Source organism: Mesorhizobium sp. M7A.F.Ca.CA.002.09.1.1 (assembly GCF_003998555.1).
GTDB classification, from domain to species: Bacteria; Pseudomonadota; Alphaproteobacteria; order Rhizobiales; family Rhizobiaceae; genus Mesorhizobium; species Mesorhizobium ciceri.
On record NZ_RZRR01000055.1, the window covers coordinates 1 to 12,191 of the forward strand.

Below are 12,191 nucleotides of genomic sequence, written 5' to 3' on the forward strand. Positions count from 1 at the left end.
GTGTGAATTCGTCGGTGTGGCAAATGCCTGTCGCCTTGATCTCGACCAGCACTTCGCCCTCGCGCGGGCCCTCGAGGTCGACCTCCATGATCTCCAGCGGCTTTCCGGCGGCAACAGCGACAGCGGCGCGGGTTTTCATCAGGCGTCCTCCAATGCGAATTTTTTTCCAAGGTTTCAGGTTTTGCCGACACGATCAACTGGCAGCTGGCTCCCCGACTGGGCCACAGCGATGAATTGGAATCGCAAGTCGATTGAAAGGCAGTGAATTGCATGGTCGGCTTGACCCTGCAAGCACAGGCCATAAAAGGAACGGCCGACCCGAGGGATGACATTTCGCATGTTCACCAAGATCCTGATCGCCAATCGCGGCGAAATTGCCTGCCGCGTCATCAAGACGGCGCGCAAGATGGGCATTGCCACCGTCGCGGTCTATTCCGATGCCGATCGCGACGCCGTGCATGTCGAGATGGCCGACGAGGCGGTGCATATCGGGCCTTCGCCAGCCGCGCTGAGCTATCTCGTCCCTGAAAAGATCATCGCCGCGTGCAAGGAGACGGGAGCCCAGGCCGTGCACCCCGGCTACGGATTCCTGTCCGAGCGGGCGGCCTTCTGTGAGGCGCTGGAAGCGGAAGGCATCATTTTCATCGGCCCGAAGCCCAAGGCGATCAAGGCGATGGGTGACAAGATCGAATCGAAGAAGTTCGCCAACGCCGCCAAGGTTTCCACCGTGCCCGGCTGGCTCGGCGTCATCGAGAATGCCGATCATGCCGAAAAGATCGCCGGCGAAATCGGTTATCCCGTGATGATCAAGGCTTCGGCCGGCGGCGGCGGCAAGGGCATGCGCATCGCCTGGAGCGAAGCCGAAGTGCGCGATGGCTTCGACCGCGCGCGCTCGGAAGCCAAGAGTTCGTTCGGCGACGATCGTCTCTTCATCGAGAAATTCGTCGTCGATCCGCGCCACATCGAAATCCAGGTGCTGGCCGACGCGCATGGCAACGCGCTCTATCTCGGCGAGCGCGAATGCTCGATCCAGCGACGCAACCAGAAGGTCGCCGAAGAGGCGCCGTCGCCATTCCTGGACGCCGCGACACGCAAGGCCATGGGCGAGCAGTCTGTGGCGCTGGCCAAGGCCGTCGACTACCAGAGCGCCGGCACGGTCGAATTCATCGTCGACAAGGACAAGAACTTCTATTTCCTTGAAATGAATACACGATTGCAGGTCGAGCACCCGGTGACGGAGCTCATCACCGGCATCGATCTGGTCGAGCAGATGATCCGCGTCGCCGCCGGCGAAAAGCTTGGCCTGAAGCAAAGCGACATCGAGCTGAACGGCTGGGCGGTGGAAAGCCGGCTCTATGCCGAAGACCCTTACCGCAATTTCCTGCCTTCGATCGGCCGGCTGACCCGCTACCGGCCGCCGGAGGAAGGACAATTCGGCGATGTCGTCATCCGCAACGACACCGGCGTCACCGAAGGCTCCGAAATCTCGATGTTCTACGATCCGATGCTCGCCAAGCTGTGCACCTGGGCGCCGACGCGTCTGGAAGCCATCGATGCCATGTCGGAAGCGCTCGACAGCTTCGTCGTCGACGGAATCGAGCACAACATTCCGTTCCTGGCTGCCTTGATGCAGCATCAGCGTTGGCGGGAAGGGCGGATATCGACCGCTTTCATATCGGGGAATATCCCGACGGTTTCGCGCCGGTCGTGCCGAACGACGACGAGAAAGCGGTGCTGGCGTCGATCGCGACCGCAGTGGAACTGCTGCGACGTGATCGGCTTGACCGGCTGGGCGGGCGCCTGGCGCCGCATTCGGGAGCGCTGAAGCGCGACTGGGTCGTGAAGATCGATGATGACTATCTGTCGGCGTCCATCATCGAGGGCATGATTTCCATTCCGATGGAAGTCGATCTGTCGATCGCGGGCGGCAAGGCGCTGACCGTTGCATCCGGCTGGCGGCCGGGCGATCTGGTCTGGCGCGGTACGGTCGGCAAGCGCAAGGTTACGGCTCAGGTCAGGCCGGTCGCCAATGGCTTTCGCATCGCCTGGAAAGGCATGTCGGTGACCGCGCGCGCCATGCTGCCGCGCACCGCCGAACTGGAAAGGCTGATGCCCGAAAAGGTGGCGCCGGACACGTCGAAGCTGCTGCTTTGCCCGATGCCTGGCCTTGTCGTGTCGATTGCCGTTGCCGAAGGCCAGGAGGTCAAGGCAGGCGAGACATTGGCGGTGGTCGAAGCGATGAAGATGGAAAACGTGCTGCGTGCCGAACGCGACCTTGTCGTCTCCAAACTCAACGCCAAGCCTGGCGACAGCCTGGCTGTCGACGCTGTGATCATGGAGTTTGCTTAGGGCTAGCCGGGCAGGCAGCCTGTGATCAGCAGTGGTTTGTGCTGGACTGGCATCGCGCGGTCCCGGACAATACATCTCCATCGACTCAAGGACCTTCACGCAGCACCATGGCCGACGAAAAACTCCCCCGCGATCCCTTGAAGCGAGAAGCGGCGATTGCTGCGGCGCGGCCGGAGGCCCCGGCGCGGCCCTTCGTCCATTTGCTCGTGCATTCGGCCTATTCGCTGCTGGAAGGCGCCTTGCAGATCGGCAAGGTGGTGGCTCATGCGGTCAAGGACGAAGCCCCGGCCATCGCCGTTACCGACACCAACAACCTGTTTGGCGCGCTCGAATTCGCGCAGAAGGCGGTGAAGGACGGCATCCAGCCGATCATCGGCTGCCAGACGGCGCTCGCCTTTTCCGGCGAAAACAGCGATGGCCAGCGCGACCGCCGACGGCAAGGTCCCGATATGCGGCCGGTCGTTCTGCTTGCCGCGACCGAGGCGGGCTATTCCAATCTGGTCAGGCTGGTCAGCCGCGTCTACCTCGAAACGCCGCCGGGCGAAGCCGTGCACCTGACCACGGAAATGATGGAAGGCTATTGTGACGGGTTGATCTGCCTCAGCGGCGGACCGCGCGGACCGATCGGCACCGCGCTCAAGGAAGATCGCCGCGATCTGGCCGAAGCCCGGCTTCTGACTCTCAAGGAGATGTTCGGCGACCGGCTCTATGTCGAGCTTGATCGGGTTTCCGGTTATGATCGCGTGATCGAAAAATCCTCGATCGATCTGGCCTATGCCCATGAACTGCCGCTGGTCGCCACCAACGAGGCGTTCTTTTCCTCTCGCGACGACTATGACGCACATGACGCGCTGATTGCCATTGCCGAGGGATCGGTCGTTGCCGCCGACAACCGCCGCCGGCTGTCGCCCGACAATTTCCTGCGCAGCCAGGCCGATATGGCAAGGCTCTTTGCCGACCTGCCGGAGGCGATCGACAACACTGTCGAGATCGCGCTGCGCTGCTCCTATTACCCGAAGAACCGCAATCCGATCCTGCCGCGCTTCACCGGCGGCGATGTCGCCGACAATGACGCCGCCGTGCAGGCGGAAGCCGACGAACTGGCCCGCCAGGCCCATGAGGGGCTCGACGCGCGCCTTGCCATGCATGGCCCGACCGCGGGCTATACGGTCGAGCAATACCGCGAGCGGTTGAACTTCGAGCTTGGCATCATCACCAAGATGAAGTTTCCCGGCTACTTCCTGATCGTTGCCGACTTCATCAAATGGGCCAAGGCGCAAGGCATTCCGGTCGGGCCTGGCCGCGGTTCGGGCGCAGGCTCGCTGGTCGCCTATTCGACCACCATCACCGACATTGATCCGCTGCGCTTCTCGCTGCTGTTCGAGCGCTTCCTCAATCCCGACCGCGTGTCGATGCCCGACTTCGACATCGACTTCTGCCAGGATCGGCGCGAGGAGGTCATCCGCTACGTCCAGCAGAAATACGGCCGCGACCAGGTCGGCCAGATCATCACCTTCGGTACGCTGCAGGCGCGCGCCGTGCTGCGCGACGTCGGCCGCGTCCTGCAAATGCCCTATGGCCAGGTCGACAAGCTCTCCAAGATGGTGCCGCAGAACCCGGCCAATCCGGTCAAGCTCGCCGACGCCATCGCCAACGAGCCGCGCTTTGCCGAAGAGGCCGAGAGGGAGCCGATCGTTCAGACGCTGCTCGACATGGCGCAGAAGCTGGAAGGCCTCTACCGCCATGCCTCGACGCACGCCGCCGGCATCGTCATCGGCGACCGGCCGCTCTCGGAGCTGGTGCCGATGTACCGCGATCCGCGCTCGGACATGCCCGTCACCCAGTTCAACATGAAATATGTCGAGCAGGCCGGACTGGTGAAGTTCGACTTCCTCGGCCTGAAGACGCTGACCGTGCTGGAGACGGCGGTGAAGCTGATCCGCCGGCGCGGCATCGAGATCGACCTGGCAACCATCCCGCTCGACGATCCCGAGACCTACGCCATGCTGTCGCGCGGCGAAGTGGTCGGCGTGTTCCAGGTGGAAAGTGCCGGCATGCGCAAGGCGCTGATCGGCATGCGGCCCGACTGCATCGAGGACATCATCGCGCTGGTCGCACTGTATCGACCCGGCCCGATGGAAAACATCCCGACCTACAACGCCCGCAAGCATGGCGAGGAGGAGATGGCCTCGATCCATCCCAAGATCGACCATCTGGTGAAGGAGACGCAAGGCGTCATCGTCTACCAGGAACAGGTGATGCAGATCGCGCAGGAGCTGTCGGGCTACTCGCTCGGCGAAGCCGATCTGCTGCGCCGCGCCATGGGCAAGAAGATTCGCGCCGAGATGGACAAGCAGCGCGAGCGCTTCGTCTCCGGCGCGGTCGAGCGTGGCGTCGGCAAGCCGCAAGCCGACTTCATTTTCGACCTGCTGGCCAAGTTCGCTGACTATGGTTTCAACAAATCGCACGCCGCCGCCTATGCGGTGGTTTCATACCAGACCGCCTATCTCAAGGCGCATTATCCGGTCGAGTTCCTGGCGGCGTCGATGACGCTCGACATGGGCAACACCGACAAGCTCGCCGATTTCCGCCAGGACGCGCTGCGCCTCGGCATCGAGGTTCTGGCGCCGTCGGTGACATCGAGCTTTCGCCCCTTCGAGGTCGGTGAGAACCGCATCTATTATTCGCTGGCAGCGCTCAAGGGCGTCGGCGACGCGGCGGTCGAGCACATCGTTGCCCAGCGTGGCGAAAAGCCGTTCAAGAACCTCGCCGATTTCTGCGAGCGGGTCGATCCCAAGATCGTCGGCAAGCGCGTCTTCGAAAGCCTGATCATGGCCGGCGCGCTCGACTGCTTCGGCCACGACCGCGCGTCGATGATGGCGGGCGTGGAACGCATGATGGGGCTGGCGTCGCTGGCGCAGCAGAACGCGGTTTCCGGACAGCACGACATCTTCGGCGCCTCGCTCGGCGCCCAGTCGCAGGCACTCAATCTGCCGGCGACAGAGCCGTGGCTCGCCGCCGACCGGCTGCACCGTGAATTCCAGGTGGTCGGCTTTTACCTCTCGGCCCACCCGCTCGACGAGTACAAGGCGGCCCTGCAGAAGATGCGGGTGCAAACGTGGGCCGAGTTCTCGGCGGCCGTCAAACGCGGTGCCGCCGCCGGCCGCCTGGCCGGCACGGTGACATCCAAGCAGGAACGCAAGACGCGCACCGGCAACAAGATGGGCGTCATCGCCTTTTCGGATACGTCAGGCCAGTACGAAGCCGTGCTGTTTTCGGAAGGACTGGCACAGTATCGCGACCTGCTCGAGGCCGGCCGCTCCGTCGTCATCACCGTTGCGGCCGAGGACAGGCCGGAAGGCGTCAATCTGCGCATCAACTCGGTGCAGTCGCTGGAGGATGAGGCAAGTCGCATCCAGAAGGCGCTGCGTATCTTCGTGCGCAACGCCACGCCGATCAACACGCTGGCCGGCCAACTGACCGTCAGGGGCGAAGGCCAGGTCAGTTTCGTGCTGATCAAGGAAGAAGGCGAGGGTGAAATCGAGATAGAGCTGCCGAACCGCTACCGTATCTCGCCGCAGATCGCCTCGGCGATGCGCGCGGTGCCGGGCGTGGTCGAAGTGGAATTGGTGTGACCCCCGCTCTTTTCGGGGCGCGGCAATCAGCCGGGCGGTCGCTGCGGCCAACGCCGGCGCAGTCAGCATGAAGCCGGCGCAGAGGAATGGGTCGCAGGCGGTTTCAGCCTTGGCGCGGCTGCGTGACCGGCTGCGCAGGCTTTATCATGGGCGCACGCCGGCCGCTTTCCGGGTCCAACTGGTGGCCGTCGTCATCGACCTCGCCATCATCGCCTTCTTCATCGCGACGCCGGTTCTCCAGGACAAGCCGTCCTTCCTCTGGCTCGACTATTCGGCGGCCGCGCTGGTTGCCGCGTACCTCGCTGCCCGCCTGCTTGCCTCCAAGAACATGCTGCGGCTGATGAAGCAGCCGACCTCGTGGGTCGATGTCTTCATCCTCTTGACGCTGCTGATGCCAACGGCGTTCGCCAATCTCGCCTTCCTGCGCATCCTGCGGCTGTGGTCGCTGTCGCGCAGCGGTTCGCTCTGGCGGCATTTCGAGATGCGAGGACTGCGGCCGTGGCGAGAGGCCAGCCACGCGGTCATCAACCTTTTGACCTTCCTGTTCGTCATCACCGGCTTCGTCTACACGTTCTTCTTTCGCACTGGCGCCGGCCTGGAAAACTATATCGACGCGCTTTATTTCACTGTCGCCACGGTGACGACGACCGGCTTCGGCGACATCGTGCTGCCGGGCATGGCCGGCAAGCTGACGGCAATCGTCACCATGATCATCGGCATATCGCTGTTTGTCAGACTGGCTCAGGCGATCTTCCGGCCAGCCAAGGTGTTGTTTCCCTGTCCGCAGTGCGGCTTGCGGCGGCACGAGCCGGACGCCGTGCATTGCAAGGCCTGCGGCCATCTTCTCAACATACCCGACGAAGGGAACTGACGGCCGGCGGGACTACGACGCCGCCACTTCGGCCGGCTTTATCTGCCTGCGCTGCAGATTGAGCAGATTGCCCATCAGGATCAGCAGCGCGCCGCCGGCGGTGAAGGCGTCGATCTGCTCGCTATAGAGCAGCCAGCCGATCAGTGCCGATAGCGGCACGCGTAGAAAATCCATCGGCGAGACGATGGTCGCGTCGGCATAGCCAAGCGCTCGGGCCATACAGAAATGCGACGACATGCCGGTGAAGGCGATCAGCACGATCCATGGCCATAGCTCCAGTGGCGGGTTGCGCCACGTATAGAGCGCCGGGATGAGACCGACCACCGACTGGACAATCAGCATCCAGCAGATGATGCGTACGACGCTGTCTGTCCGGGTCAGCGACTTGACGGTGACCACCGAGATGCCGAAGCAGGCCGCGGCGCCCAGCACGACGAGATGTCCAGGATCGACCGAGCCGACACCGGGGCGCACGATGATCACCACGCCGATCAGCCCCAGCGCGATCGCTGCCAACTTGGGCCGGTTCAGCCTTTCGCCCAGAAAGATCACCGCCAGGATAGCTGTCCAGATCGGAGTGGTGAATTCGATCGAGATCAACACGGCCAGCGGAATCAAGGTGAGGGCGTAGAGCCATGCCGCCTGGCCCGTGTAATGGATGACGTTGCGGGCGATATGGGCAACCGGGCGCTGCGTGCGCATGGCTTGAAAGCCGCCACTCATCATCACCAGCGGCAGCAGGATGAAGAAGCCGATCACGGAGCGCAACTCCAGCACTTGGAAGACGTTGAGCTCCGCTGTCGTGGCCCGGCCGGCGACCGTCATGCCAAGGAACGAGGCGATAGACAGCGCCATCCAGAACGCGGCCTTGGGGATCGAGGGGGTGGGTGCCATTCGCGCTATGTCGCAGGCCAGCACCTCTGCCGCAACCGCTAGCCAAGGCATTCTTCTGGGCCAGTCGCGACTGGCTCGATGTTGTAAAACAGTCATGTGGCGGACGGAACCTGAAATGGTAGGTGGCGTTGAGTCCCGATGGTCAGCCGTGCTCGTGGATCGCCCCGCCTTTTTTCGAAAACGACAAGGAGAGCTTCGATGAGATCCTTCGCGCAATTCGCGCTTACCGGCGGTCTATTGGTTGCGGCAGGCGCAGCACATGCCGACGAGACCCAATTTCTTCAGTCGTTCAAGGGCAATTTCGCCGGCAAGGGCACTGTCCAGGTAACCACGGATGCTCCGAACGTCAGCGTATCGTGCAGCTTCAAGTCGAATGCGACCTCAACCTCGCTATCGCTGGATGGAAATTGCCGCGGTCTCATTGTGGTGTCGCGGGCCATCAGCGCCAATCTGAAAGTTACAGGTGCCAAATACAGCGGCACCTATGTCGGCTCTCGCACGGGACCGGCGCAACTCAACGGCAGCCGTTCGGGCAATGCGATCAACCTGGGCATTCGCTGGGCCAAGGAGGTCAATGGCGACCGAAGGGCGCAGATGAAGGTCGAGAAACGCGGCGAGAACGGCATGCGGCTGACCGTCATCGACACCGACCCGAAAACCGGCAAGAGCGTGGTGACGAGCAGGATAGACTTGCAGCGCACCTAATCCTCGAGCGGCTCCGGCGGATGGGCATCGCGGCCCTTGCCGAATGTGTAGCCGGTTTCCACCGCCTTGCGGCCGAACTTGTCGCGCAAGGCATCGATGGCGCCCTCGGCCATGGCGCGCTTGCGCGACTGGATGTCGACCAGATCGGGCGGGTCGGCCTTGTCGTCGTCCGAGAGGTCGCTGACGCCGATGCCGAGCAGCCGATACTTCGTGCCGTCGGTTTCCTTGCGCAGAAGCTCCACCCCAGTCTGAAAGATGCGGTCGGCGAGCCGGGTCGGGTCGCCGAGCTGGCGATTGCGCGTGCGCAGCTTGAAATCCTGGCTCTTCAGTTTCAGCACCACGGTGCGCCCGGCAATGCCTGACTTTTTCAGCCGTGCCGAAACCTTTTCCGAAAGACCCCTGAGAACCGCGATCAGTTCCTCCAGCGACGCGATGTCGGTGTCGAAGGTGGTTTCGGCCGATACGCTCTTGGCGTCCTGATCGGGATCGACGCGGCGGACATCCTCGCCGCGCGAAAGGTGGTAGAGCCGGTCGCCCATCGTGCCATAGCGGCGCATGAGGTCGCCGCGATCCATCTGCTGCAGCTGGCCGATGGTGCGGATGCCGTCACGCTCCAGCGTTGCGTTGAACGCCTTGCCGACACCCCAGATCATGGTCACCGGCTGCGCCGCCAGGAAGCCGACCGCCTCGGCTTCGCCGATGACCGAGAAGCCGCGCGGTTTACGGAAGTCCGACGCTATCTTGGCGAGGAACTTGCAGTAGGACAGGCCGGCCGAAACGGTGATGCCGATCTCCTTCTCGACCGCCAGCGCAAAGCGCGCCAGCACCACAGCGGGTGGCAGGCCGTGCAGTCGTTCGGTGCCGGCGAGGTCGAGAAACGCCTCGTCGATCGACAGTGGCTCGACCAGCGGCGTCAGCGCCTGCATCATGGCGCGCACTTCGCGGCCGACGCGGACGTATTTTTCCATGTTGGGGCTGATGACCACCGCCTCCGGGCAGGCTTCGAGCGCCTTGAACATCGGCATGGCCGAGCGGACGCCCTGGATGCGGGCGATGTAGCAGGCGGTGGAGACCACGCCGCGCTTGCCGCCGCCGATGATCAACGGTTTGTCCTTGAGCGCCGGATTGTCGCGCTTTTCGATTGCCGCATAGAAGGCGTCGCAATCGATATGGGCCAGATGCAGCCGGTAAAGCTCGGGATGACGCGCAAGCCGGGGGCTGCCGCAGCGCTCGCAGCGGCGCGTCTGGCTGCGCTGAAGCATCAGGCAGTCGCGGCAAAAACCGTGATCGGGATTGTTGACAGGGGCCGCCATCGCTGCGAACATAAAGAGAACAGAGGCAATGGTACGACAGTGCAAGGCCAGCGACAAGGCTGGCCTGGGGAGAACGCATGAGCACGACCATAGCGCCGCTTGCGCCCGAGCTTTGGGCTGAATTCGAGGACCTCTTCGGCAAGCAAGGTGCCTGCTACGGCTGCTGGTGCACGCACTTCCGGCTGGCGCCGGCGATGCGTCGCGAGAGCAGCCGGGAACGCAACAAGGACCACATCAAGGCGCGCATCGAGGCCGGCCCGCCGCCGGGCCTGCTGGCATTCGAGGACGGTCAGGCGGTTGGCTGGATGCAGATCGGACCGCGCGCCGACGTGCCCGAATGGAACAACCAGGGCAGGGGGTCGGCACCGGTCGATCCTGCCGACGCCACGGATCCGGCCGTCTGGGCGATCTCCTGCTTTTTCATCCGCGGCAAGGCGCGCGGCAGGGGCATCACGCATCGCCTCGTCGAAGGCGGCATCGATTTTGCCCGCCAGAACGGTGCACGGCTGCTCGAGGCTTGTCCGATAGATCTGTCTCGCGATTCGCGTTCGATCGGCCTGTTCGTCGGCTCGTCGCGGGTCTTCGAGAAGGCTGGTTTCGAGAGGCTGTTGGAACGCAAGGCCGGTCGGCCGCTGATGCGGCTGGTGCTTTGATCGAGATTGCCTGCCCGGATGCCGTTGTCGATCTCACCTTGCGGTTGCAGCGGTAATTTCATACCAGACGGACAAAGCCTTTCTTCTCGGTCAAACGGAGAATTCGCGTGAACCGTGCCCTGCCATTCGTGTTCCTTCTTGCGTTGAGTGCCCCTGCTCTCAGTCAGACCGTCGACAGTCAGGGTGCGAAGCAATTGTCCGACGACTTGTCCCGCTATGTCGGCAAGCAGGCGATCGACAAAGGCATTTTGAAGGTTTCGCTGGAAGGTGGTGCTTACAAGATCCTGTTCGATTTCAAGGCACTTGCCGCATCATTTCCGGACCAGAAACTGCTGAAGTTCGACTTCGCGCCCTATGCCCTGATGGTCAAGCCGCGCAGCGACGGATCCTGGGATGTCTCGATGGATTTCTCCCAGAGCGCCTCCTTCGAGTTCAACGGACCCGAAGGCCTGCAAAGCACTCAGTTTTCGATCAAGGACGGCAAGGGCTCGGGCGTCTACGATCCAAATCTGGCGGCCTTCACCAGCGGCACCAGTTCGATGGCCGGCATGACGATGGCGTCGAAGGATGCCAAGCAGCACATGGAGGCCAGCGCCGGCGCTGGCATCGCGACCGTTGCCGCGACCAAGTCGGCGACCGGGGGCGTCGATTTCACAACCCGCAGAAGGTGTCGAGTTTTGTCGAAGCGATCAATTTCGATGACCCCGAGAGCGGGCTGAAATTCCCGGTCACCGTCAGGTCGCCGGAATTGTCGGTCGAAGCCAGCGGCAAGGGCGTGCAGACCAAGCCATTGCTCGATCTCCTGGCATTTGCTGTGGCCAACGAGGACGAGGCGACGCTGAAGGCCAACCAGGCGCAGCTCAAATCGCTTTTGTTCGCCGCCTTACCGCTTTGGCAGCGTATCGACGGGACCTATGGTTTCAAGGATTTCGCGGTGGAAAGCCCGGTCGGCAATTTCGGCGCCACCCAGCTCAGCACCGTGTTCGGCTCCGACGGCGTCGCCCAAAACGGCACGATCACCTACGGCATCAAGGCATCGGGACTGACCGTGCCGACCCAGCTTCTCCCGAGCTGGAGCGTGGGGTTGTTGCCCACCGATGTCGATTTGAACTTTGGCGGCGCCAATATCGATCTCGACAGCATGGCGAAGAAGGCGATCGAAGCCTTTGATCTCAATAAGAATCCGCCGCTGTCTGCCGAATTCGGCGAGCAGCTTAAGGCCGACTTCATGGCCAAGACGCCGAAGGTCGTGCTTGGCCACAGCACCGTGAAGAACAAGGATACGGAGATCGCCCTGGAAGGCGAGATGACATTCCCGGGCGAAAAGCCCGAAGGTAGCGTGACCGTCGATGTCGCCGGCTTCGACAAGCTTGTCGAAGGCCTGCAGGAAGCGGCAAAGTCGGAACCGGAGGTGGCCCAATACGTGCCAGTCGCTCTCATGGCGAAGGGCTTTGGCAAGACGCTGTCCGATGGACGGCTGGAATGGATCGTCAACGCCAAGGCCGACGGTTCGGTCACCGTCAATGGCGTCATGCTGAAGCCTGCCGATCCGGCCGTGGACGACAGCGTGGACGATGGTGACGGCGACGATGACAGCGGGGACGACAGCGGCGGCGCAGGTGCGAAACTGAACCCTTGAAGGCTGGAGTTTAGAGCCCCAGCGCGCTTGCGATCTTCGGCGCGGCTTCGTGCCAGTCCTGGACGACGACCACATCGTCCGTCACCGGGGGCAGGAATGCGCGCAGTGAATTGTCGGCCATCAGGTGGAACA

Annotated in this window: 6 protein-coding genes and 3 pseudogenes; 6 read left to right on the top strand and 3 right to left on the bottom strand. The window is 62.9% G+C overall.

Annotation, left to right across the window (positions count from 1 at the left end):
• Positions 1-139 (bottom strand): annotated as a pseudogene (locus tag EN994_RS04495) (S-(hydroxymethyl)glutathione dehydrogenase); the annotation flags it as partial.
• Between the two features lie 198 nt (positions 140-337).
• On the opposite strand from EN994_RS04495, the pseudogene EN994_RS04500 reads away from it, so the two are divergent.
• The 3 genes and pseudogenes from EN994_RS04500 to EN994_RS04510 all read left to right on the top strand — a co-directional run bounded on the left by EN994_RS04500 (position 338) and on the right by EN994_RS04510 (position 6,855).
• A pseudogene (locus EN994_RS04500) lies at positions 338-2,349 on the top strand (acetyl/propionyl/methylcrotonyl-CoA carboxylase subunit alpha).
• A 107-nt stretch (positions 2,350-2,456) separates the two neighbouring features.
• Positions 2,457-5,984 carry a DNA polymerase III subunit alpha gene (dnaE, locus tag EN994_RS04505; RefSeq protein ID WP_063167891.1) on the top strand — a complete coding sequence of 1,176 codons (3,528 nt, stop codon included), beginning with the start codon at positions 2,457-2,459 and terminating at the stop codon, positions 5,982-5,984.
• Positions 5,985-6,051: 67 nt separating this feature from the next.
• Complete coding sequence (locus EN994_RS04510; protein WP_127307411.1) at positions 6,052-6,855, top strand: potassium channel family protein; 804 nt, start codon at positions 6,052-6,054, stop codon at positions 6,853-6,855.
• Between the two features lie 12 nt (positions 6,856-6,867).
• Here the strand turns inward: EN994_RS04510 and EN994_RS04515 are convergent, their stop codons facing one another.
• Complete coding sequence (locus EN994_RS04515; protein ID WP_013531939.1) at positions 6,868-7,749, bottom strand: DMT family transporter; 882 nt, start codon at positions 7,747-7,749, stop codon at positions 6,868-6,870.
• Positions 7,750-7,947: 198 nt separating this feature from the next.
• On the opposite strand from EN994_RS04515, the gene EN994_RS04520 reads away from it, so the two are divergent.
• Positions 7,948-8,454: a hypothetical protein gene (locus EN994_RS04520; RefSeq protein WP_024503586.1), complete on the top strand. Its 507-nt coding sequence runs from the start codon at positions 7,948-7,950 to the stop codon at positions 8,452-8,454.
• Here EN994_RS04520 and EN994_RS04525 read toward each other — a convergent pair.
• On the bottom strand, positions 8,451-9,779 hold the full coding sequence (locus EN994_RS04525) for a DNA polymerase IV (protein WP_013531937.1): 1,329 nt from the start codon (positions 9,777-9,779) through the stop codon (positions 8,451-8,453). The two genes, EN994_RS04520 and EN994_RS04525, sit on opposite strands and share 4 nt — an antisense overlap.
• Positions 9,780-9,844: 65 nt before the next feature.
• Between EN994_RS04525 and EN994_RS04530 the strand changes: the two genes are divergently transcribed.
• Both EN994_RS04530 and EN994_RS04535 read left to right on the top strand, forming a co-directional pair.
• Positions 9,845-10,420 carry a GNAT family N-acetyltransferase gene (locus EN994_RS04530; protein ID WP_024503584.1) on the top strand — a complete coding sequence of 192 codons (576 nt, stop codon included), beginning with the start codon at positions 9,845-9,847 and terminating at the stop codon, positions 10,418-10,420.
• Between the two features lie 107 nt (positions 10,421-10,527).
• Positions 10,528-12,059 (top strand): annotated as a pseudogene (locus EN994_RS04535) (hypothetical protein).
• Positions 12,060-12,191 lie beyond the last annotated feature (132 nt).

Coding starts and splice junctions, on each gene's coding strand:
- EN994_RS04520 (WP_024503586.1), top strand. CDS start 7,948: ATGAGATCCTTCGCGCAATTCGCGCTTACCGGCGGTCTATTGGTTGCG.
- EN994_RS04510 (WP_127307411.1), top strand. CDS start 6,052: ATGAAGCCGGCGCAGAGGAATGGGTCGCAGGCGGTTTCAGCCTTGGCG.
- EN994_RS04525 (WP_013531937.1), bottom strand. CDS start 9,779: ATGTTCGCAGCGATGGCGGCCCCTGTCAACAATCCCGATCACGGTTTT.
- EN994_RS04515 (WP_013531939.1), bottom strand. CDS start 7,749: ATGGCACCCACCCCCTCGATCCCCAAGGCCGCGTTCTGGATGGCGCTG.
- EN994_RS04530 (WP_024503584.1), top strand. CDS start 9,845: ATGAGCACGACCATAGCGCCGCTTGCGCCCGAGCTTTGGGCTGAATTC.
- dnaE (WP_063167891.1), top strand. CDS start 2,457: ATGGCCGACGAAAAACTCCCCCGCGATCCCTTGAAGCGAGAAGCGGCG.